General features: G+C 65.4%; 22 protein-coding genes. 20 read left to right on the top strand and 2 right to left on the bottom strand.

The window, feature by feature from the left end:
- Positions 1 to 37: 37 nt before the first annotated feature.
- The 4 genes from ACTDXD_RS02415 to ACTDXD_RS02400 all read left to right on the top strand — a co-directional run bounded on the left by ACTDXD_RS02415 (position 38) and on the right by ACTDXD_RS02400 (position 2,848).
- Complete coding sequence (locus ACTDXD_RS02415) at positions 38 to 1,558, top strand: DHA2 family efflux MFS transporter permease subunit (RefSeq protein WP_440125628.1); 1,521 nt, start codon at positions 38 to 40, stop codon at positions 1,556 to 1,558.
- Positions 1,559 to 1,681: 123 nt separating this feature from the next.
- Positions 1,682 to 2,122 carry a Rieske 2Fe-2S domain-containing protein gene (locus ACTDXD_RS02410; RefSeq protein ID WP_440125627.1) on the top strand — a complete coding sequence of 147 codons (441 nt, stop codon included), beginning with the start codon at positions 1,682 to 1,684 and terminating at the stop codon, positions 2,120 to 2,122.
- 33 nt (positions 2,123 to 2,155) lie between these two features.
- A complete protein-coding gene (locus ACTDXD_RS02405; protein WP_440125626.1) occupies positions 2,156 to 2,524 on the top strand; it encodes a YidH family protein in 369 nt (122 codons plus the stop codon).
- A 6-nt stretch (positions 2,525 to 2,530) separates the two neighbouring features.
- Positions 2,531 to 2,848: a DUF202 domain-containing protein gene (locus ACTDXD_RS02400; protein ID WP_440125625.1), complete on the top strand. Its 318-nt coding sequence runs from the start codon at positions 2,531 to 2,533 to the stop codon at positions 2,846 to 2,848.
- Here ACTDXD_RS02400 and ACTDXD_RS02395 read toward each other — a convergent pair.
- Positions 2,840 to 3,262, bottom strand: coding sequence for a PaaI family thioesterase (locus ACTDXD_RS02395; RefSeq protein WP_440125624.1), 423 nt, complete (start codon positions 3,260 to 3,262; stop codon positions 2,840 to 2,842). The genes ACTDXD_RS02400 and ACTDXD_RS02395 overlap by 9 nt on opposite strands.
- 46 nt (positions 3,263 to 3,308) lie before the next feature.
- Here ACTDXD_RS02395 and ACTDXD_RS02390 point away from each other — a divergent pair, with 46 nt between their 5' ends.
- The 10 genes from ACTDXD_RS02390 (at position 3,309) to ACTDXD_RS02345 (ending at position 14,956) form a co-directional block, all read left to right on the top strand.
- Positions 3,309 to 4,238 (top strand): LysR family transcriptional regulator, encoded by a 930-nt coding sequence (locus ACTDXD_RS02390; protein WP_440125623.1) that lies wholly within the window; start codon positions 3,309 to 3,311, stop codon positions 4,236 to 4,238.
- Between the two features lie 135 nt (positions 4,239 to 4,373).
- Positions 4,374 to 4,805, top strand: a complete 432-nt coding sequence (locus ACTDXD_RS02385; protein WP_440125622.1) for a nuclear transport factor 2 family protein — start codon at positions 4,374 to 4,376, stop codon at positions 4,803 to 4,805.
- Between the two features lie 7 nt (positions 4,806 to 4,812).
- Entirely contained in the window at positions 4,813 to 5,592 is a 780-nt protein-coding gene (locus ACTDXD_RS02380) for an SDR family NAD(P)-dependent oxidoreductase (protein WP_440125621.1), read from the top strand.
- An 80-nt stretch (positions 5,593 to 5,672) separates the two neighbouring features.
- The gene (locus ACTDXD_RS02375; protein WP_440125620.1) at positions 5,673 to 6,464 is read left to right on the top strand and encodes a TIGR03084 family metal-binding protein; all 792 of its coding nucleotides are present in this window, start codon (positions 5,673 to 5,675) and stop codon (positions 6,462 to 6,464) included.
- A 68-nt stretch (positions 6,465 to 6,532) separates the two neighbouring features.
- Complete coding sequence (locus tag ACTDXD_RS02370) at positions 6,533 to 8,188, top strand: acyclic terpene utilization AtuA family protein (RefSeq protein WP_440125619.1); 1,656 nt, start codon at positions 6,533 to 6,535, stop codon at positions 8,186 to 8,188.
- Complete coding sequence (locus ACTDXD_RS02365) at positions 8,185 to 9,333, top strand: acyl-CoA dehydrogenase family protein (RefSeq protein WP_440125618.1); 1,149 nt, start codon at positions 8,185 to 8,187, stop codon at positions 9,331 to 9,333. The genes ACTDXD_RS02370 and ACTDXD_RS02365 overlap by 4 nt, the downstream gene beginning before the upstream one ends.
- Positions 9,330 to 10,928 (top strand): acyl-CoA carboxylase subunit beta, encoded by a 1,599-nt coding sequence (locus ACTDXD_RS02360; protein WP_440125617.1) that lies wholly within the window; start codon positions 9,330 to 9,332, stop codon positions 10,926 to 10,928. Before ACTDXD_RS02365 ends, ACTDXD_RS02360 begins: the two co-directional genes overlap by 4 nt.
- 32 nt (positions 10,929 to 10,960) lie before the next feature.
- Positions 10,961 to 12,985, top strand: coding sequence for an ATP-binding protein (locus tag ACTDXD_RS02355; protein WP_440127501.1), 2,025 nt, complete (start codon positions 10,961 to 10,963; stop codon positions 12,983 to 12,985).
- Positions 12,982 to 14,142 (top strand): acyl-CoA dehydrogenase family protein, encoded by a 1,161-nt coding sequence (locus ACTDXD_RS02350; protein WP_440125616.1) that lies wholly within the window; start codon positions 12,982 to 12,984, stop codon positions 14,140 to 14,142. Before ACTDXD_RS02355 ends, ACTDXD_RS02350 begins: the two co-directional genes overlap by 4 nt.
- 13 nt (positions 14,143 to 14,155) lie before the next feature.
- The gene (locus tag ACTDXD_RS02345) at positions 14,156 to 14,956 is read left to right on the top strand and encodes an enoyl-CoA hydratase family protein (RefSeq protein ID WP_440125615.1); all 801 of its coding nucleotides are present in this window, start codon (positions 14,156 to 14,158) and stop codon (positions 14,954 to 14,956) included.
- A 32-nt stretch (positions 14,957 to 14,988) separates the two neighbouring features.
- Here ACTDXD_RS02345 and ACTDXD_RS02340 read toward each other — a convergent pair whose 3' ends face one another.
- Positions 14,989 to 15,537 carry a TetR/AcrR family transcriptional regulator gene (locus ACTDXD_RS02340; protein ID WP_440125614.1) on the bottom strand — a complete coding sequence of 183 codons (549 nt, stop codon included), beginning with the start codon at positions 15,535 to 15,537 and terminating at the stop codon, positions 14,989 to 14,991.
- A gap of 89 nt (positions 15,538 to 15,626) precedes the next feature.
- On the opposite strand from ACTDXD_RS02340, the gene ACTDXD_RS02335 reads away from it, so the two are divergent.
- The 6 genes from ACTDXD_RS02335 to fusA all read left to right on the top strand — a co-directional run bounded on the left by ACTDXD_RS02335 (position 15,627) and on the right by fusA (position 20,842).
- The gene (locus tag ACTDXD_RS02335) at positions 15,627 to 16,256 is read left to right on the top strand and encodes a TetR/AcrR family transcriptional regulator (RefSeq protein ID WP_440125613.1); all 630 of its coding nucleotides are present in this window, start codon (positions 15,627 to 15,629) and stop codon (positions 16,254 to 16,256) included.
- Positions 16,257 to 16,267: 11 nt separating this feature from the next.
- Positions 16,268 to 16,834, top strand: coding sequence for a DUF3558 domain-containing protein (locus ACTDXD_RS02330; RefSeq protein ID WP_440125612.1), 567 nt, complete (start codon positions 16,268 to 16,270; stop codon positions 16,832 to 16,834).
- 8 nt (positions 16,835 to 16,842) lie between these two features.
- Positions 16,843 to 17,418 carry a DUF3558 domain-containing protein gene (locus tag ACTDXD_RS02325; protein WP_440125611.1) on the top strand — a complete coding sequence of 192 codons (576 nt, stop codon included), beginning with the start codon at positions 16,843 to 16,845 and terminating at the stop codon, positions 17,416 to 17,418.
- A 332-nt stretch (positions 17,419 to 17,750) separates the two neighbouring features.
- Complete coding sequence (gene rpsL / locus ACTDXD_RS02320) at positions 17,751 to 18,125, top strand: 30S ribosomal protein S12 (protein WP_440125610.1); 375 nt, start codon at positions 17,751 to 17,753, stop codon at positions 18,123 to 18,125.
- Positions 18,125 to 18,595 carry a 30S ribosomal protein S7 gene (gene rpsG, locus ACTDXD_RS02315; RefSeq protein ID WP_054714779.1) on the top strand — a complete coding sequence of 157 codons (471 nt, stop codon included), beginning with the start codon at positions 18,125 to 18,127 and terminating at the stop codon, positions 18,593 to 18,595. The genes rpsL and rpsG overlap by 1 nt, the downstream gene beginning before the upstream one ends.
- Before the next feature lie 144 nt (positions 18,596 to 18,739).
- Positions 18,740 to 20,842, top strand: coding sequence for an elongation factor G (fusA, locus tag ACTDXD_RS02310; RefSeq protein WP_440125609.1), 2,103 nt, complete (start codon positions 18,740 to 18,742; stop codon positions 20,840 to 20,842).
- Positions 20,843 to 20,929: the final 87 nt, after the last annotated feature.

Below are 20,929 nucleotides of genomic sequence, written 5' to 3'. Positions count from 1 at the left end.
AATCAGGCGGAAGCCTTTGCATTCATCGGAGTAGCCTATGACAGCGCCACCTGCAGGTTCTTCGGCCTCGGACACGAAGCTCGACGCTGCAGTCCTGAAAATCGCATCGGTGGTGGTGCTCGGTGCCATCATGTCGATCCTCGACGTCACCGTCGTCTCTGTCGCGCTTCCGACCTTCATGTCGGAATTCCAGGCGAGCTATGCGACGGTCGCATGGACGATGACCGGCTACACCCTCGCCCTCGCCAGTGTGATTCCACTCACTGGATGGGCGGCCGATCGGTTCGGTACCAAGCGCCTGTACCTCACCGCTCTCGTTCTGTTCGTGGCCGGCTCGGTTCTGTGCAGCCTCGCGTGGGATGTCACCTCGCTGATCGGATTCCGCGTCCTCCAGGGCTTCGGCGGCGGCATGCTCATGCCCCTGGGCATGACGATCATGACGCGGGCCGCGGGTCCACAGCGCGTCGGTCGCGTCATGGCGGTCCTCGGTATCCCGATGCTCCTCGGTCCCATCGGCGGCCCCATCCTCGGTGGCTGGCTGATCGACGTGGCGAGCTGGCACTGGATCTTCCTCATCAACCTCCCGATCGGTGCCGTCGCGCTGATCACGGCCTTCGTCGTGCTCCCGAAGGATTCACCGAAGAAGTCCGAATCGTTCGACTTCGTCGGAATGCTGCTGCTGTCGCCGGGCCTTGCGCTGTTCCTGTTCGGCGTGTCGTCGCTGCCGGAGACCGGCACGGTCGCATCGGCTCGGGTTCTCGTTCCCGGCATAGTCGGGGTCGCGCTCATCGGCGCGTTCGTGTACCACGCGGTACGCACCGACCACCCGCTCATCGACCTGAAGTTGTTCAAGAACCGCCAGCTCACCTTTGCGGTCCTCACCATGACGGTCTTCGCGATCGGCTTCTTCGGTGCCGGCCTGCTGTTCCCGAGCTACTTCCTCCAGGTGCACGGCGAAACGACACTCATGGCCGGGCTGCTTCTCGCGCCGCAGGGACTCGGCGCGATGCTCACGATGCCCATCGCCGGACAGCTGGTCGACCGCATCGGGCCCGGCAAGATCGTGCTGGTCGGTCTTGTGCTCATCATCGCGGGCATGTCCGTGTTCACGCAGGTCGGTGTCGACACCGGCTATCCGCTCCTGCTCGGGGCGCTGTTCGTCATGGGAATGGGCATGGGCTGCACCATGATGCCCACGATGACCGCTGCCTTGCAGACACTCACCGATCACAGCATCGCGCGCGGCTCGACGTTGATGAACATCGTCCAGCAGGCGGCGGGGTCGATCGGTACGGCCACGATGTCCGTGATCCTCACGAGCCGGATCATCGCCCCCGAGGGGGCACCGGAAGGGACGACCGGTCAACCCGACGCGGAGATGCTCGCGCAGCTTCCGCCGGAGGTGCAGCAGACCGTGCTCGGTTCACTCGCCGATGCCTTCGGCGACACCTTCCTGGTGGCGACGCTCGTCATGGTGGTCGCGTTGATTCCCGCGGCGTTCCTGCCGCGTACGAAGTCGGTCCAGCCGATCGATCCGACGGCTGTCTCGATGCACTGAGTCGTTCTTGATGCACTGAGTCGTTCGAAGTCGACGGTGGTCGTGATGTATGTCGCGGCCCCCGTCGTCGTCGCGCGACTACCCTGAGCCGGGATGTGTCAGCGATCGGAACGGACAGTGTGAATGAGTAGCGACCTCTCCCCGATGTCCCGGCGAGCCGTGTTGTCGAGCGCAGGCACCGCGTTGGTGGCGGGAACACTGACCGCGTGCGGTGCATCGACGTCGCAGGAACCGGAGGCGGAGCCGGTCGCAACGACCACCGCGCCTCCCGGGCCGGAAGCCGAGGTCGTCGCGGCCGTGACCGACGTGCCGGTCGGCAGTGGCGTGTTTCTCGACGGGAAACGACTCGTTGTCACCCAGCCGACGGCAGGCGACTTTCACGCGTTCGTCGCGATCTGTACCCACCAGGGGTGCAACATCACGGAAGTGGAGGACGACCTGATCGTGTGCCGATGCCACGGAAGTAAGTTCGCACTCGATGGGGTACCGGTGGCTGGGCCCGCGAAGAGGCCGTTGAAGTCGCGTCCCGCGCAGGCCCGCGGTGCGGATGTGGTCGTCGGCTGACCTGCCGCGGAAGGACCGGATAGAGTCCGCCGTGTGAGGACGACACAACGAGACCGGAGGCCGCGGGCCCTGCGCGAGGGTGCCGATCCCGACCCGCGGTTCACGCTCGCCAACGAACGCACCTTCCTCGCGTGGGTCCGGACCGCTCTGGGTCTCATCGCAGCGGCGGTGGCGCTGGAGACTTTCGCCGGCGAGATCATCGACCCGGTCCTGCGCACGGTAGTCGCGTGTGTGTTGCTGGCGTTCGCGGTCGTGCTCGTCGTTGCTTCGGTGATGCGTTGGATCAGCGTGGAAAGCGCGATGCGGGCCGGTCTGCCCTTGCCGTTCCCCTGGATCGCGTATCTGCTTGCCGGGTTGCTCGCAGTTGCCGCGATAGTTCTGGCCGTGGCGATCGTGGTGTGATCGCGCGTGCGCCATGACGACCCGGGCCTGCAGCCCGAACGCAGTTCCCTGGCGTGGCTTCGCACCGAGATCGTGCTCGGTGCGATCATCCTGGGTTTCATGCGATTGGCGCCTGGTCCGGGTCCCGTAGTGGCCGCGATCGGGCTGGCGTGCCTGGTCCCGGTCCTGGTGTTGTTGTTCACCTCGCGAGAGGGGCATCGCGCGCGGGTGCGTGGAATGGACAGCGGCAACGGCATCTACTTTCTGTGGCGCAACCTGCTGCTCGCAGGCACCGTTGCAACTCTCGGGAGCTGTGCTCTGGTCCTGATGTTGCTCTCAGCGTGAAATTTCGATCAGTCGGGCGCTACCCTGGGCCGCCGCGCACACCTTCTCCGAACCGTCTTCGGCGACCACGATGATCTCGCTCCGGCACAGCGCCTGGCGCTTCGAGGATTCGACGACGCGAGCGTGGGCGCGCAGCAGAGTGCCTTGTGCGGGACGCAGGTAGTCGATGGAAAATCCGGTTGTGACTATCGACGGTCCGAGCACGGTGCCTGCGGCGAATGTGATCGCATTGTCCGCTGCGTACGACAGAACTCCGCCGTGTGCGAATCCGAACTGCTGGAGCAGTTCGGGTCGCAGCGGAATTTCGAGCGACACGCCCTCCCGGCCGTAGGCCGACAGTTGTGCGCCGATCAGGACGCTGAACGGTTGCGCGGCGAGGACGTCTCGGGCCCGCTCGATACCGAATGACGACATGGCCGCATTCTGCCTCAGCGACGGATGGCTGGCATATCGTTTCTGCATGACCGAGTGGCCGGATCTCGCAGCGCTGGAGTTGCTCGTCGGCATCGACGACCACGGGGGTCTCGGGGCCGCGGCCCGGATGGTGGGGATCGCGCAGCCGAACGCCACGCGATCGGTCAGGCGTCTCGAGAAGCAACTCGGTGCCGTGCTCGTGAAGCGCGGCCGGTCCGGATCGGTTCTCACCCCGGAGGGCACGGTGGTTGTGCACTGGGCCAGGGAAGTTCTCGCAGACGCGCACCGACTGCTCGATGCGGCAGCGGCGCTCAGCGCCGAAGATCATCCCGAACTCGTGGTCGCGTCTTCGATGACCGTCGCGGAACACCTGATCCCGCCATGGCTCGGTGCCTTCCGTGCGGTCCACGACGACGTCCAGATCCAGTTGCAGGTACACAACTCCATGCAGGTGTGCGACATCGCTGCGGCGGGCGGATGCGACGTCGGATTCGTGGAGGGTCCCAGTGTCCCCACCGGTCTGCACAGTGTGGAAGTGGCGCGCGACGAGCTGGTCGTCGTGGTGGCACCGGGCCATCCGTGGGCACGCCGTCGTCGGCCACTCACGGTGGCCGAACTCGCTGCGACGCCCCTGGTGGTGCGCGAGGAAGGTTCCGGCACACGACGCACCCTCGACCTCGCATTGCAGGAGTACCAGCGCCCGCCTCCACTGCTCGAACTGGGTAGCGGAGCGGCGGTGCGCACCAGCGCACTCGGTGGGGTGGGGCCGGCCGTGCTGAGTACCTTCGCCGTCGCCGACCATGTCGCGTCCGGGCAGCTGAAAGTGGTCGGTGTAGAGGGGTTGGATCTCTCGCGGGTGTTGCGCGCGGTGTGGCGACCTCCGCGCGTTCTCCAGGGTCCCGCGGGCGAACTCCTGCGCATGATCGTCCGGTCCAGGCGGACCGGAGCGGCCCGGGGGAGCACCGACGCACCGTGACGGACCGGCCTTTCCAGGGAATCCGGCCGGAAATACCTCTGTGTGGGATTTGCTCCCGAAGTCCCGTTGTACTCCTTGTACGGTCGCAGCGGCTCATGCCGGCCGCACCCGAACGACACAGGAGGAAGCATCGCCGTGGACTATGTGGAACGGGCCGCACGGATCACCGTCGTCACGAATGCCATCTCGTGCCTTGCCCAGGCAGCGGATTTCGGAACTCTGGAGGAATACGGCTCGCTCCTTTCGGCGGACATCGTGTGGGAATTTCCCGGTGGTGGAGGCTCCGGGCTCGTGGCCCAGGTGCGACGGGGACGCGAGGATGCGTTGGCAGGCGCCAGGGAACGGCGGGCCGACGGTGTCCAGGGGCCCGGTACGGGAACAATGCACGTGATCACGAATGTGTCGGTGGATCCCGCCGGCGACGATGCGACATCGATGGCGTACTGGCACTTCGTCACGGGGGTCGGCGGTACCCCGGTTATCCGGTCGAGCGGTGTCTATCGCGACCGTTTCGTCCGCACCGCGAGTGGTTGGCAGCTCACACACCGGAGGATCAGTGTCGACTGAGCAGGGTATGAGCACTGCGGACCGCGGCGAGGCGGGGCGGGGGACGGTCCTGGTGACCGGTGGCACCGGCGGGATCGGTGCCGAGATCTGCCGAAGTTTCGCCGCAGCCGGCCATGACGTGGCCTTCACGTATCGAAGCCGGGTGGAGGCGGCCGAGCAGTTGGCCGCGGAACTCCGTGGTCTCGGCGTCGTCAGCAGAGCCGACGCCCTGGACTTGTCCGATTCCGAGGCAACCGTCCGTTGGGTGCGTAGCGTCTGCGAACAGTTCGACGGAGTCTGCATCGTCGTGCATGCTGCAGGCCCGCACATTCCGATGATGCACCTGTCGGGAGTATCGCCAGCGCAATTCGGTGCGGCGGTGGATGGCGAGACCAAGGCGTTCTTCAACCTCGTGTCCGCGGTGCTTCCGGCGCTGCGTCGCACGAAGGGAGCGGTCGTGGCCGTCACCACTGCGGCGACAACACGCTACCCGGTCCGGGACGGGCTCTCTGCGGGGCCGAAGGCTGCGGTCGAATCACTCGTGCGGGCGTTTGCGGCGGAGGAGGGCCGATTCGGGGTGCGATTCAACAGCGTGGGGCCCGGAATGCTCGTCGACGGTATGGCGGACCGGCTCATCTCGTCCGGCGATCTCGACGAACACGCTCTCGAAGTGACCAGGCGGAACATTCCGTTGCGCCGCTTCGGGAACGCTCGCGACATTGCTGAGGCGGTGTTGTTCCTCGCCTCCGATCGCGCCGGATTCATCAGTGGGCAGAAGCTCGACGTAGACGGTGGATACGGGGTCTGATTTCCGCTCGGGCCTGATGCCTTCGCAAAAAACAATCAAGAGTGCTTGATTTATCTGCGGGCTCATGTGACGCTGGTCGCATGGCGGACTTGCCCGGGCTCTTCGACGACCTACGCGCCGAAGGCGATGCCCTCGATTCACTCGTGACCGATCTGTCCGACGACGACTGGCGTCGCGACACCCCGGCGGCGGGATGGACCGTGGCGCACCAGATAGGCCACCTGCTGTGGACCGATCGTGCGGCACTCACCGCGGTCACCGATGCCGCCGCGTTCGTCGCCGAGATCGCGCAAATCACCGACGCAACGACATTCGTCGACGAAGGCGCCGGTGAGTATGCGGCCCTGCCGTCTCAGGACCTACTCGCCGAGTGGCGGCACTGCCGCGAATCCCTCGGCCGTGCCCTTGCCGACGTCCCCGCGGCGGTGAAGATCCCGTGGTATGGGCCGCCTATGTCGGCGGCATCGATGGCGACGGCGCGGCTCATGGAGACCTGGGCGCACGGAGGTGACGTCGCGGCGGCGCTCGGGACGGCACCCAGGCCGACGTCACGCCTGCGACACGTTGCGCACATCGGTGTCCGCACTCGCGACTTCGCGTTCGTCCTCCGCGACCGCGCGGTCCCGGCGGAGCCGTTTCGCGTCGAGCTCGCCGCACCGGACGGCAGCACCTGGACCTGGGGGCCGACCGAGGCTGCGCAATCGGTGACCGGTCCGGCTCTCGACTTCTGCCTGCTCGTCACGCAGCGTGTGCACCGCAGCGACACTGCGCTCGTCGCACGCGGGCCGGACGCCGACGCCTGGCTCGACATCGCGCAGGCATTCGCGGGACCGCCCGGATCCGGACGCGAACAAAGTGGGAAAGCACAGTGAATCGAGAGCGCTCCGCCGTAGTGCGAATCGGTAATTGCTCCGGTTTCTATGGAGATCGCTTGTCGGCGATGCGTGAAATGCTCGAGGGCGGTGAACTCGACTACCTGACCGGCGACTACCTTGCCGAACTGACCATGCTCATTCTGGGCCGCGACCGGATGAAGGATCCCGCCACCGGCTACGCCAAGACATTCCTGCGTCAAGCCGAAGAGTGCATGGGTCTTGCGTTGGACAAGGGTGTGCGTCTGGTTGCGAACGCGGGTGGACTCAACCCCACGGGTCTCGCTGCAGCACTGCGCGATCTCGCGGACACGCTCGGACTCGCTCCGAACATCGCTCACGTCGAAGGTGACGATCTCATCGCCCGCGTCGACGATCTCGGCCTGACCACCGATCCTCCGCCGCTCACCGCGAACGCGTATCTCGGTGCGTGGGGCATTGTCGACTGCCTGAACTCCGGAGCCGATATCGTCATTACGGGACGCGTTACCGACGCCTCCGTCATCGTCGGCCCCGCCGCTGCGCACTTCGGCTGGGCCCGAGACCGATTCGATGCACTGGCCGGTGCGGTGGCGGCCGGACACGTGATCGAATGCGGAACCCAGGCCACCGGCGGTAACTACGCGTTCTTCACCGAACTCGACGATCTCGACCGGCCGGGATTCCCGATCGCCGAGATCGAGGCCGACGGATCGTCGACGATCACCAAACACCCCGGGACGGGTGGCGCGGTCACCGTGGGAACCGTGACAGCGCAACTGTTGTACGAAGTCACGGGCGGGCGTTACGCAGGCCCCGACGTCACCACACGTATCGATACGGTCCGGCTCGATCAGGTCGGCCCCGACCGCGTCAGGCTCTCCGGCGTGCGCGGTGAGGCACCACCGCCCACGCTCAAGGTGTGCCTCAACGCGCTGGCCGGATTCCACAATCAGGCCGAGTTCGTTCTCACCGGACTCGACATCGAGGCCAAGGCGCAACTCGTGCGACGCCAGGTCGAAGCGAATCTTCCGGCCCGCCCCGCAGAGCTGGAATGGACGCTCGCCCGCACCGACCACGCCGACGCCGACACCGAGGAAGCCGCGAGTGCGGTGCTGCGTTGCACCGCCCGCGACCCCGACCCGAAGGTCGTTGGACGCGGATTCACATCCACTGCAGTGGAATTCGCGCTCGCGGGGTACCCCGGCTTCTTTCTCACCGCGCCACCCGGATCCGGCAATGCCTACGGCGTGTACACGGCTGGCTACGTCGACGCCGCACAGGTTCCCCACGTGGCCGTTCTTCCCGACGGAGCACGCGTCGAGGTGCCGGCTGCAGAGCAGACCCGGACACTCGACCCACTCGATGCACCTGAATTGCCTGCGCCGCTCCCCGACGGTCCCACCCGTCGCGCACCGCTCGGCGCAGTGGCCGGCGCACGCAGCGGCGACAAAGGAGGAGACGCCAACATCGGCGTGTGGGTTCGTAGCGACGACGAGTGGCGCTGGCTTGCACACACTCTCACCGTCGAGGCCGTCAAGGCACTTCTCCCCGAAACCGAACCGCTCACCGTCACTCGCCACCTGCTGCCGAATCTGCGGGCCGTGAACTTCGTGATCGAAGGAATCCTCGGCCGCGGTGTCGCATCCCGCGCGCGATTCGACCCGCAGGCCAAGGGTCTCGGCGAGTGGTTGCGGGCCCGCTACCTCGATATCCCGATCACCTTCCTGGAGGACCACACGTGAGCATCTGGAACACCCCCGAACGTCGTGCACTGCGCGAGACCGTGGCCGGTTTCGTCGAACGCGACGTACTGCCGTACCTCGACGAGTGGGAACGCGACGGCGAACTTCCTCGTGAACTCCACAAGAAGGCGGCAGCACTCGGGTTACTCGGCGTGGGTTTCTCCGAAGAGGTCGGCGGCTCCGGGGGAGACAGCGCCGACACCCTCACGGTGTGCGAGGCATTCCACGAGGCCGGCGCTTCCGGCGGTGCGTTCGCGTCGCTGTTCACCTGCGGCATCGCCCTGCCTCACCTGATTGCTGCGGGCGATCCCGACCAGATCGACCGATGGGTGAAGCCCACACTCGCGGGCGAGCTCATCGGGTCGCTCGCGATCACCGAACCCGGCGGCGGATCCGACGTCGGGAACCTGACCACCACCGCGGTGCGCGACGGTGACCACTACATCGTCAACGGCGCCAAGACGTACATCACGTCCGGCTGCCGTGCCGATTTTGTCGTCACCGCCGTCCGGACCGGCGGATCGGGCGCGAGTGGCGTCTCGCTGCTCGTGATCGAAAAGGGCACACCGGGGTTCACGGTATCCCGCAAGCTCGACAAGATGGGCTGGCGTGCCTCCGATACGGCCGAATTGTCATTCGTCGACGTCCGGGTTCCGGTCACCAACCTCGTGGGCGCCGAGAACTCCGGCTTCTTCCAGATCGCCCAAGGTTTCGTGTCCGAACGGATCGCGCTTGCTGCCCAGGCCTATTCGGGCGCCCAGCGGTGCCTCGATCTGACCGTCGCATGGTGCCGCGACCGGGAGACGTTCGGGCGCCCGTTGATCACTCGCCAGGCCGTGCAGCGCACCCTGTCCGACATGACGCGCAGGATCGACGTCGCGCGCGTCTATTCGCGGGCACTCGTCGAACGGGCCGTCGGTGGCGACCTGGACCTCATCGCCGAGGTGTGTTTCGCGAAGAACACGGCGGTCGACGCCGGTGAATGGGTTGCGCACCAGGCGGTCCAGCTCTTCGGTGGACTCGGTTACATGGCGGAGTCCGAAGTGGAACGCCAGTACCGCGACATGCGCATTCTCGGTATCGGCGGAGGTACCAGCGAGATCCTCATCGAACTTGCCGCGAAGCGATTGGGGTACCACGGGTGAGCATACTGCCATCGTCCCTCGATCCCGCCTCCGTCGAATTCTGTGCTGCCGCCGACGCGATGCGCGAGCGCCTCGCAGACCTGGACGCCGAGAACTTCAAGGCGCTTGCGGGCGGCGGCGAGAAGTACGTCCGCAGGCACCACGATCGCGGCAAACTTCTGCCCCGGGAGCGGATCGAACTGCTGGTCGATCCCGATTCGCCCTTCCTCGAACTCTCGTCTCTCGCGGCCTGGGGCACCGAGTTCCCCGTCGGGGCCAGTGTGGTCACGGGTATCGGCGTCGTCGAAGGTGTCGAGTGCGTGATAGTCGCAAACGACCCGACGGTGCGCGGCGGCACCAGTAACCCGTGGACCCTGCGCAAGAGTCTGCGCGCCAACGATATCGCTCTCCAGAACCGGATGCCGTTGATCTCACTCGTGGAATCGGGAGGGGCCGATCTACCTACCCAGAAAGAGGTGTTCATTCCCGGCGGCCAACTCTTCCGCGACCTCACGCGCTTGTCTGCCGCCGGTATCCCCACCATCGCCTTGGTATTCGGCAACTCCACTGCCGGTGGCGCCTACATACCCGGGATGTCCGATCACGTCGTCATGATCAAGGAGCGGTCCAAGGTCTTTCTGGCCGGACCCCCGCTCGTGAAGATGGCCACGGGTGAAGAATCCGACGACGAAGCACTCGGCGGTGCCGAAATGCACGCCCGCACATCAGGTTCGGCCGACTACTTCGCGGTCGACGAACACGATGCGGTGCGCCTCGGGCGCAACATCGTGCGGAGACTCAACCACCGCAAGCGCGGGCCCGCGGCCGTTCCGAATGCGCTCGAACCCCGGTACGACGCGGAAGAGCTGATCGGGATCGTGCCCGGCGACCTCAAGCGGCCCTTCGACCCGCACGAGGTGATAGCCCGGATCGTCGACGACTCCGATTTCGACGAGTTCAAACCTCTGTACGGGTCGTCGCTCGTCACCGGATGGGCACAGCTGCACGGATTCCCGGTCGGCATACTCGCCAACGCCCGGGGTGTGCTGTTCAACGAGGAATCGCAGAAGGCCGCCCAGTTCATCCAGCTGGCGAATCGTGCGGACACGCCACTGCTGTTCTTGCACAACACCACCGGGTACATGGTCGGACGCGAGTACGAGGAACGCGGAATGATCAAACACGGTGCAATGATGATCAACGCGGTCGCCAACTCGACCGTGCCGCACATCTCGATCCTGCTCGGCGCATCGTACGGAGCAGGGCACTACGGCATGTGCGGGCGTGCCTTCGCCCCGCGTTTTCTCTTCGCGTGGCCGAGTGCACGATCGGCGGTGATGGGTGGTGCGCAACTTGCCGGCGTCATTTCGATCGTCGGACGCGCCGCAGCCGAGGCCCGGGGCCAGGCGTTCGACGAAGCTGCGGACGAGGCGATGCGGGCCGCAATCGAGAACCAGATCGAGGCGGAATCACTGCCGATGTTCCTGTCCGGACGGCTCTACGACGACGGCATCATCGACCCCCGCGACACCCGCACCGTGGTGGGCATGTGCCTTTCGGCCATCGCCACCGCGCCGATCGAGGGCGCCGACAGCTTCGGCGTCTTCCGGATGTGAGGCAGACCGTGACCGACACAGGAAGCAACGCGGTGTTCCGGGCGGGTATCGAGACCGTTCTCGTCGCCAATCGTGGAGAGATCGCCCGGAGAGTGTTCGCGTCGTGCCGCCGGGCAGGACTCGGCACCGTTGCGGTGTTCTCCGATGCCGATTCGGGCAGTCCACACGTGGCCGACGCGGACGTTGCGGTGCGGCTCCCGGGAACCTCACCCGCAGACACGTATCTCGATGCGGACGCGCTCATCGCGGCGGCGCACGCCGCCGGTGCCGATGCGATCCACCCCGGATACGGATTCCTTTCCGAGAACCACGAGTTCGCACAATCGGTTCTCGATGCCGGACTCACCTGGATCGGACCGCGTCCCGACTCGATCTCCCGCATGGGATCGAAGGTCGAGGCGAAGAAGATCATGGCGGACGCAGGCGTACCGGTCCTCGCGGAACTCGACCCGAACCGGGTCACCGACGCCGACCTGCCCGTGCTGATCAAGGCGTCCGCGGGCGGTGGTGGACGTGGGATGCGGATCGTGCGGTCAGCGGGCGAGCTGCCCGCCCAGCTCGAGGCGGCCCGCCGGGAAGCGGAGTCGGCGTTCGGCGATCCGACCGTGTTCTGCGAGCGCTATCTCGACACAGGCCGACACATCGAGGTGCAGGTGCTCGCGGATCGGCACGGCACCGTCTGGGTGGTCGGAGAGCGAGAATGCTCTATTCAACGCCGGCATCAGAAGGTCGTCGAAGAGGCACCCTCACCGCTTGTCGAGGCAGTTCCAGGCATGCGCGACAAGCTGTTCGACGCCGCTCGTCGTGCCACCGAAGCCATCGGCTACGAGGGGGCGGGCACCATCGAATTCCTGGCATCCGGAGATGCGGGCGAATTCTACTTCCTCGAGATGAACACTCGTCTGCAGGTCGAACACCCCGTCACCGAATGTGTGACCGGGCTCGATCTGGTCGATCTGCAATTGCGCATCGCGGACGACGCCAGGCTCGACCCCGAACCGCCCCCGGTCCGTGGACATTCGATCGAGGTCAGGCTCTATGCCGAGGACCCGGCCCGTGACTGGCAGCCTCAGACCGGGGTGGTGCACCGGATTACGGTGCCGGGCACAATCATCGAGTTCGGAGCACTCTGCAGCGTCGGTGTCCGACTGGATTCGGGTGTCGTCGACGGGTCGCAGGTGGGAATTCACTACGATGCGATGCTCGCAAAGGTGATCTCTTTTGCACCGGCACGGACGACCGCCGCACGGATACTTGCACGTGCGCTCGTCGGAGCCGAGATCCACGGAATCCACACCAATCGCGACCTGCTGGTGAACGTGCTCCGTCATCCGGCATTCCTGGCAGGCGACACCGATACCGCGTTCTTCGGCACACACGGTCTCGGCGCGCTGTCGGCGGCGGTCGCGTCCCCGGAAGCGGAAGCGATGTCCGCGCTGGTGGCTGCCCTGGCAGACTCGGCGAACAATCGTGCCACGGCGACCGTCGGCGCAGGTCTTCCGGCAGGATGGCGTAACTTACCCTCGGTGCCTCAGGCCAAGAAGTATCTCGGCAACCACGGTGAGCATGAAATCCGGTATCGCCGTACCAGGGCCGGACTGGTGGCAGACGAATTCCCCGGTGTCGTCCTTGTCGAGTGCATGCCCGAACGTGTGGTCCTCGACCATGACGGCGTGCGCCGTGAGTTCGCCGTCGCGCGGTACGACGACACTGTCCACGTCGACTCGTCGCTCGGGCCGGTCCGGTTGCAGGTGGTACCGCGTTTCGCGGATCCCGCATCGCACCGCGCCGTGGGATCACTCCTTGCCCCCATGCCGGGCACAGTGATCGGACTCGGCGCGGCCGTCGGGGACACTGTCACTGCAGGCCAGCCCATCCTGTGGCTCGAGGCGATGAAGATGGAGCACACGGTCACTGCGCCCGGGGCAGGAGTGCTCACCGAGCTCGCGGTCGTCGTCGGCTCGCAGGTCGACGTCGGCACAGTGCTTGCCGTCGTATCCGCCGACGATCAGGCGTCGGGCGAGGAACAATCCGCTATCTCAGGAGAACGTGAATGAACATCATCGAAACGGAAGAGCAGAAAGCACTCCGAGCAGCCGTAGCGTCTCTGGCCCAACGCTACAACTACGTCGATTACGTACTTCCGAGATCTCGTAGGAACGAACCGCTGACCGAATTATGGTCGGATGCAGCGAAACTAGGATTTCTCGGTGTGAACCTCCCCGAAGAGTACGGCGGCGGCGGTGCCGGAATCTACGAATTGGCGCTGGTGCAGGAAGAACTCGCGGCGCACGGATGCGGCCTGTTGCTCGTTGTCGTCTCACCCGCCATCTGCGGAACCATCATCTCCAAGTACGGAACATCGGAGCAGAAGCAGCAGTGGTTGCCCGGGCTCGCCGACGGATCGAAGATCATGGCCTTCGGAATCACCGAAGCGGACGCCGGTTCGAACTCCCACAAGATCGGCACCGTGGCCGAGCGTGACGGCGACGATTGGATTCTGTCGGGTAGCAAGGTGTTCATCTCGGGCGTCGATCAGGCAGATGCTGTTCTCATCGTCGCCCGCACCACGGACGCCCGCACCGGGAAACTGCGTCCCGCACTGTTCATCGTGCCTACCGATACCGACGGGTTCACCAAGACCCCGATGGAAATGGACATCATCGAACCCGACCGTCAGTTCACCCTTTTCCTCGACGACGTCCGTCTCCCGGCGGATGCACTCGTCGGCGAACCCGACGCGGCACTCGCGCAGTTGTTCGCCGGACTCAATCCCGAACGCATCCTCGGCGCCGCCATGGCCGTGGGCATGGGTCGCTACGCGCTCGATGCCGCAGTGAAATACGCAGGCGAACGCACCGTATGGAAAGAACCGATCGGTGCGCATCAAGGTATCGCACACCCGTTGGCGCAGCGCAAGATCGAGGTTGAGCTCGCGAAGCTGATGATGCAGAAGGCCGCGTCCCTCTACGACAGCGGGGACGATTTCGGCGCAGCCGAGGCCGCGAACATGGCCAAATATGCAGCGGGCGAAGCTGCTATCGCAAGCCTGGACCAGGCCATCCAGACGCACGGCGGAGGGGGGCTCACACAGGAGTACGGTCTTGCCGCCATGCTGGGGGCCGCCAGGATCGCGAGGGTGGCCCCGGTCAGCCGCGAGATGATCCTGAATTTCGTGTCGCAGCACTCGCTGGGACTGCCGCGTTCCTACTAGGGCAGGAGATGTCATGACGCACACCGAACCCGAAGATCCGCTCGTACGCTACGACGTCGCCCACGGTGCCGCGACACTGACATTGGACTCGCCGCACAACCGCAACGCCCTGTCGTCGACCCTGCTGCATCAACTGCAGAAACGGCTCGACGATGCGGCCGCGGATCCTCAGGTACGCTCGATCGTCCTCACGCACACCAGCGGAACATTCTGTGCCGGAGCGGATCTGCGTGAGGCCGGCAGCACTGACTCGAAGGGGGCACCGGAGGAAGCGGCCGCGGGCCGGACCCGCGAGATGACCGGTCTGTTGCGGCAGATCCTCGAAACCCCCAAACCCGTTGTCGGGCAGATCGACGGCCATGTCCGGGCCGGAGGGATGGGGATCGTCGGTGCGTGCGACATCGTCGTAGCGGGCCCGCGCACCACCTTCGCCCTCACGGAGGCACGTCTGGGGCTGGCTGCCTCGATCATTTCCCTGACTGTATTACCGCGACTGTCGTCGCGGGCCGCCTCACGGTATTTCCTCACCGGAGAGCGTTTCGGTCCCGAGGAGGCCCGCGCGCACGGTCTGGTGACGATCACCGCCGATGACCCCGCCGATACCGTAGCGGAACTGCTCGCCGAGTTCCGTGAGTGCTCACCGCAGGGCCTCGCGGCGTCGAAGCAACTGCTCACGCGGCAGATGCTGGAAGATCTCGATCGGCACGGAGCTGAACTCGCAGCGCAATCGGCCGAACTGTTCGGTTCGGACGAGGCAGTCGAGGGAATGACGGCCTTCCTCCAACGGCGACCCCCCTCGTGGGCCCGTCGGTGACCGACCGCCCGGACAGTCCCGGATCGTTCGAATCAGCGATCCGTGGTGGCCAGGAGCTCGTGCAGAATTCGTCCGAGTCCCCACCTCAGCGTGTCCAGTTCGGGCAGCGGGACCGTCTGCTGGTAACCGACGAGGCAGTAGAGCGCCGTGCGGGCGAAGCCCTCGGCGGCCCCGGCATCGTCCAGGATCGCCGACGTCGCTTCCACTACCACCAGGTACCGCTGGTAATCGACGGTGGCCTGCACCGAACGCACTTCTGCGTCGGTGTGTGCCCAGCCTCGGATGGACGACTCGGCGTGGTGGGGGAGACCGCACGCGAAGTCGATCAGCAGCTCGAGGCGCCGGACCGGGGAGGCTTCGAGGCGCGCAGTCGCGACGAGCCGGATCGTCTGCTGTTCGAGCCAGTTCTCGAGGAATTCCTTGCGGAACTGCGCCCAGCTGGCGAAGTAGTTGTAGAAGGACCCCGTGGTGACGTCGAGGTGTGCGCACAATTGCGCCTGCTTGAGCGCCCCGTAATCGTCCGACGAGAGAAGCTCGATCGCAGCGTCGAAATAGTCCTCGCGTCTCACCAACGTTGCCACAGTGAAACTGCCTTTCCGTCTCGTCCTGGGGTACGAGTGTACGGAGCCGCGATATGAACGGACGGTCTCGGGATCAGGAGAAGGCACTTATGACGCGCGAACCCAAGCAGGACCGCAGCAGAGCGACACGGCAGCGTCTGCTGGAGGCCACCATCGACACATTGGCCGAATCAGGGTGGGCCGCTACGACGGTCGGGGTCGTCGCGCAGCGTGCGGGCGTGTCACGCGGCGCGACCCAACATCACTTCCCGACACGGGAAGACCTCATCACTGCGGCGCTGGAGGTCATGTTCGACAGCCGTATGGATCAGGTCCGCGACGAGAACGTCGCCCCCGTCTCGGGCGTTGCACATACCGAGCGGGTCGTCGCGGGCATCATCGAGCAGTACTCCGGAACCCTGTTCAAGGCGGCGCTGCAGGTGTGGACGGCGGCCGCAGCCGATCCCGTTCTGCGTGAACGCATCGTCCCTCTCGAAGAACGTTTCGGACGGGTCGCACACCGCGCCGCGATCGTAGAACTCGGAGCCGACGATACCGACCCGGTCGTACACCGCATGGTTCAAGCGACCCTCGACCTTGCGCGGGGCCTCGGTCTTGCCGATGTCCTGACCGACGATTCGCGCCGGCGTGCCGAGATCGTGCGGCACTGGGCCGCTCAGCTCGATGCCGTACTGGTCGATGCGCGCAGTCGACAAGCGGGCGGACGTACGGCTGGGTAGTGTCTGTGCACATGCCTGTCGAGGGGACCGGGCGGACCGGGAGGATCACGGCGACCGTGGCAATGGCCGCGCTCGCCGCAGTGTTCGTGGCGGGGTGCGGGTCATCCGAGGACGATGTGGGTGGCGGTGGCCCGGAGACGACGGCGCTGCAAGCCACCGAGCCCGGACCGTTCTTCGGCGAATGCGGTGCGCTCTCGGACGATGAGGTCCGAGAGGTTTTCGCGCTCGGAGACTTCTCCACGGTGACCCGGAACTCGGTGGGATGCGAGTGGGAGACCTACGTCGGCGGCCCGAGCGTGAGCTTCTCGTGGTACCGGGGCAGTCCGATCGGCCGTGAGCGCGCGGGGTCGGATCTGATCGGCCGACCTGCCGTGGACGTCGAGATCGGCGGTCGGCCCGGATTCATGGGCTCGGCTCAGAACGAGCTGGGGCAGACCGTCCTGTGCGAAATCGGGGTGGATTTCGGCGGCGATTTCATTCACTGGTCGGTCACGTACGCGAACTTCACGCCAACGGCCGACTCGTGCGCTGTCGCGCGGGACCTCGCCGAACTGAGCGTGGAGAGGGCGCAGTCATGAGAGCGGGCATGTCTCGGCCCGGCCGGCGTACAGCGAGCGAGCACGCCAGGCCTCGTCGGATCGTCGTGAGTATCGTCGCGCTCTGCGCCGCCCTTCTGTTGATCACCGGATGTGCGCGCAGCATCGAAGGCCGTGCCGTGCCGCAGGGCGCGGGCGGCGGCCCGGGACTGTCGGCGGAGTTCACGAAATTGCTCACCGAATGCGACGCCGTCGCCGACGAGAAGATCGCAGAGACGGTGGGTGCCGCGGCGGTGTACCGAGGGTTTTTCGGGGCCATCTGCCGGTGGGAGGGGGACGGTCCGTCGGGAGTAGTGAAGGTCACGTTCAACTGGTTCGAGACCGGCTCGCTCGACCACGAGCGTAAGGCGGGTGACGAGCTCGGCTACACGGTCGAGGACACCACCGTCGAAGGGAGGCGGGCGCTGCAGATGCGTCGACCGAACGACCCGTTGTCCTGTGGTATCTCCGCCGGTGCGGCAACCACGGGGATCTTCGGATGGTGGGTGCAGTACACGACCGGAGGTACGGACCCGTGTGAGGCTGCTGCTACGTTGGCACGGCTCACCCTCAACCTCAGCAGTTGACTTCTCGCTCATGCCGCGCCGACGTGCGCGGTCATTCGTCGCGTCTCGCTTTGACCGCATGCGCCGCCGCCGGGTATCGTTGTGGGTCGTGTCCGGCATGCCCGGGCCGATCTGTGTGCCTATGCGAGGCGATGCCGTACGCGCGGTCTGTAGATATCTGCAGGTGCGAGTCCCCGGCTGCCTGTGTGGGGGTACGCGACACACCCGACCTCGTGTGCGCACGGGGTGCGAGTGCGGAGCAGTTGCTTCCTTGCTCCAACCGATGGATCCCTAATTTCAGAACAGCCAGTGTTGCTCGCCTGAGCAGCTCCAGACAACGAGAAAGCCGATAGATGCCCACTATCAATCAGCTGGTCCGCAAGGGTCGCCGCGACAAGACCGCCAAGGTCAAGAGCGCGGCCCTGAAGGGCAGCCCGCAGCGTCGTGGTGTGTGCACCCGCGTGTACACCACCACCCCGAAGAAGCCGAACTCGGCACTTCGTAAGGTCGCTCGCGTGCGCCTGACCACTTCGGTCGAGGTCACCGCATACATCCCGGGTGAGGGCCACAACCTCCAGGAGCACTCGATGGTGCTCGTGCGTGGCGGTCGTGTGAAGGACCTCCCCGGTGTGCGTTACAAGATCATCCGTGGCTCGCTCGACACCCAGGGTGTCAAGGGCCGCAAGCAGGCACGTAGCCGCTACGGAGCGAAGAAGGAGAAGGGCTGATGCCACGTAAAGGACCCGCTCCGAAGCGCCCCCTGATCGCCGACCCGGTCTACGGTTCGCCGCTGGTCACCCAGCTCGTGAACAAGATCCTCCTCGACGGCAAGAAGTCCACCGCCGAGCGCATCGTCTACCAGGCGCTCGAGCAGGCTCGGGAGAAGACCGGCACCGATCCGGTCGTCACTCTCAAGCGCGCGCTCGACAACGTCAAGCCTGCCCTCGAGGTGCGTAGCCGTCGTGTCGGTGGCGCCACCTACCAGGTGCCGGTCGAGGTTCGCCCCGGCCGCTCCACCACGCTGGCCCTGCGCTGGCTGGTCACCTTCTCGCGTCAGCGTCGTGAGAAGACGATGGTCGAGCGTCTCGCCAACGAGCTTCTCGATGCCAGCAACGGCCTCGGTGCCGCTGTGAAGCGTCGCGAGGACACGCACAAGATGGCTGAAGCCAACAAGGCGTTCGCGCACTACCGCTGGTGAGTCGACGCCGGTCGGGTGGATCGTCATATGATCCCCCGATCGGCTGCTCGCACATCTGTGTCGGTCCCGTAAAGGCCGGCTGACAACCTAAGAACATGTGGTCCGCACCCAAGGACCGACACGAGCTACGAGCGGGGTTTACCTGTGGCACAGGAAGTGCTGACCGACCTGAACAAGGTCCGCAACATCGGCATCATGGCGCACATCGATGCCGGTAAGACCACCACGACCGAGCGCATCCTCTTCTACACCGGTGTGAACTACAAGATCGGTGAGACCCACGACGGTGCTTCCACCACCGACTGGATGGAGCAGGAGAAGGAGCGAGGTATCACCATCACCTCCGCTGCGGTCACCTGTTTCTGGAACAACAACCAGATCAACATCATCGACACCCCCGGCCACGTCGACTTCACGGTCGAGGTCGAGCGGTCGCTGCGCGTCCTCGACGGCGCGGTCGCCGTGTTCGACGGCAAGGAGGGCGTCGAGCCCCAGTCCGAGCAGGTCTGGCGCCAGGCTGCCAAGTACGACGTTCCCCGCATCTGCTTCGTCAACAAGATGGACAAGATGGGCGCGGACTTCTTCTTCACCGTGCAGACGATCATCGATCGTCTCGGTGCGAAGCCGCTGGTCCTGCAGATTCCGATCGGTGCGGAGGACGACTTCGACGGTGTCGTCGACCTCGTCGAGATGAAGGCGCTCACCTGGCGCGGCACCACCCCGATCGGCACAGAGGCCACCGTCGAGGAGATCCCCGCCGATCTCGCCGACAAGGTCGCCGAGTACCGCGAGAAGCTGCTCGAGACCGTCGCCGAGTCCGACGAAGCCCTGATGGAGAAGTACTTCGGTGGTGAGGAGCTCACGGTCGCCGAGATCAAGGGCGCCATCCGTAAGCTGACCGTCAACTCCGAGCTCTACCCGGTTCTGTGTGGCACCGCGTTCAAGAACAAGGGTGTCCAGCCCATGCTCGATGCGGTCATCGACTACCTGCCCACTCCGCTGGACATCGGCGAGGTCATCGGCCACAAGCTGAACGACGAGGAGACCACCCTCACACGTAAGCCCAGCAAGGACGAGCCGTTCTCGGCTCTGGCTTTCAAGATTGCTGCGCACCCGTTCTTCGGCAAGCTGACCTTCGTCCGCGTGTACTCGGGCCGGGTCGAGCCGGGCGCTCAGGTGCTCAACGCCACCAAGGGCAAGAAAGAGCGCATCGGCAAGCTCTTCCAGATGCACGCCAACAAGGAGAACCCGGTCGACGAGGCCGTGGCAGGCCACATCTACGCGATGATCGGCCTGAAGGACACCACGACCGGCGACACCCTGTGCGACCAGGCGAACCCGATCGTGCTCGAGTCGATGACGTTCCCGGACCCGGTCATCCAGGTCTCCATCGAGCCGAAGACCAAGTCCGACCAGGAGAAGCTGGGCACCGCGATCCAGAAGCTCGCCGAAGAGGATCCGACGTTCTCCGTCGAGCTCGACGAGGAGACCGGCCAGACCGTCATCGGCGGTATGGGTGAGCTCCACCTCGACATCCTCGTCGACCGCATGCGTCGCGAGTTCAAGGTCGAGGCCAACGTCGGTAAGCCGCAGGTCGCGTACCGCGAGACCATTACCAAGGCCGTCGAGAAGCACGAGTTCACCCACAAGAAGCAGACCGGTGGCTCGGGCCAGTTCGCAAAGGTCATCATCGCCCTCCATCCCTTCACGGGCGAGGACGGCGCGACCTACGAGTTCGAGAACAAGGTCACCGGTGGACGCGTTCCGCGCGAGTACATCCCGTCGGTCGACGCAGGTGCCCAGGATGCTCTGCAGTACGGCGTGCTCGCGGGCTATCCGCTGGTCAACGTCAAGGTCACGCTCCTCGACGGTGCGTACCACGACGTCGACTCGTCCGAAATGGCGTTCAAGATCGCCGGCTCTCAGGCGCTGAAGGAAGCGGCCCGCAAGGCTGCCCCGGTGATCCTCGAGCCGCTCATGGCCGTCGAGGTCACGACACCCGAGGAGTACATGGGTGACGTGATCGGCGACCTCAACTCCCGCCGTGGCCAGATCCAGGCCATGGAGGAACGCAGTGGTGCCCGTGTCGTGAAGGCGCTGGTTCCGCTCTCGGAGATGTTCGGTTACATCGGGGACCTGCGGTCGAAGACCCAGGGCCGCGCGAACTTCTCCATGGTGTTCGATTCCTACGCAGAGGTTCCGTCGAACGTCTCGAAGGAAATCATCGCCAAGGCCACCGGCGAGTAACCTTCGGGTTGGAACCGGTCGTCTGCACGACCAAGTAATACAAACCGCACTGCTGCATACTGCACGCAACAACAGTCCAGGAGGACA

It is taken from the genome of Rhodococcus sp. SJ-3 (assembly GCF_051918125.1).
Lineage (GTDB): Bacteria > Actinomycetota > Actinomycetes > Mycobacteriales > Mycobacteriaceae > Rhodococcus.
This window is presented reverse-complemented; position numbering and strand designations above follow the sequence as displayed.

Bases quoted from the DNA above. Each gene is read 5' to 3' on its own strand.
- ACTDXD_RS02415 (WP_440125628.1), top strand. From the start codon at position 38: ATGACAGCGCCACCTGCAGGTTCTTCGGCCTCGGACACGAAGCTCGAC.
- ACTDXD_RS02410 (WP_440125627.1), top strand. From the start codon at position 1,682: ATGAGTAGCGACCTCTCCCCGATGTCCCGGCGAGCCGTGTTGTCGAGC.
- ACTDXD_RS02395 (WP_440125624.1), bottom strand. From the start codon at position 3,262: ATGTCGTCATTCGGTATCGAGCGGGCCCGAGACGTCCTCGCCGCGCAA.
- ACTDXD_RS02390 (WP_440125623.1), top strand. From the start codon at position 3,309: ATGACCGAGTGGCCGGATCTCGCAGCGCTGGAGTTGCTCGTCGGCATC.
- ACTDXD_RS02380 (WP_440125621.1), top strand. From the start codon at position 4,813: ATGAGCACTGCGGACCGCGGCGAGGCGGGGCGGGGGACGGTCCTGGTG.
- ACTDXD_RS02375 (WP_440125620.1), top strand. From the start codon at position 5,673: ATGGCGGACTTGCCCGGGCTCTTCGACGACCTACGCGCCGAAGGCGAT.
- ACTDXD_RS02370 (WP_440125619.1), top strand. From the start codon at position 6,533: ATGCGTGAAATGCTCGAGGGCGGTGAACTCGACTACCTGACCGGCGAC.
- ACTDXD_RS02350 (WP_440125616.1), top strand. From the start codon at position 12,982: ATGAACATCATCGAAACGGAAGAGCAGAAAGCACTCCGAGCAGCCGTA.
- ACTDXD_RS02345 (WP_440125615.1), top strand. From the start codon at position 14,156: ATGACGCACACCGAACCCGAAGATCCGCTCGTACGCTACGACGTCGCC.
- ACTDXD_RS02335 (WP_440125613.1), top strand. From the start codon at position 15,627: ATGACGCGCGAACCCAAGCAGGACCGCAGCAGAGCGACACGGCAGCGT.
- ACTDXD_RS02330 (WP_440125612.1), top strand. From the start codon at position 16,268: ATGCCTGTCGAGGGGACCGGGCGGACCGGGAGGATCACGGCGACCGTG.
- ACTDXD_RS02325 (WP_440125611.1), top strand. From the start codon at position 16,843: ATGTCTCGGCCCGGCCGGCGTACAGCGAGCGAGCACGCCAGGCCTCGT.
- rpsL (WP_440125610.1), top strand. From the start codon at position 17,751: ATGCCCACTATCAATCAGCTGGTCCGCAAGGGTCGCCGCGACAAGACC.
- rpsG (WP_054714779.1), top strand. From the start codon at position 18,125: ATGCCACGTAAAGGACCCGCTCCGAAGCGCCCCCTGATCGCCGACCCG.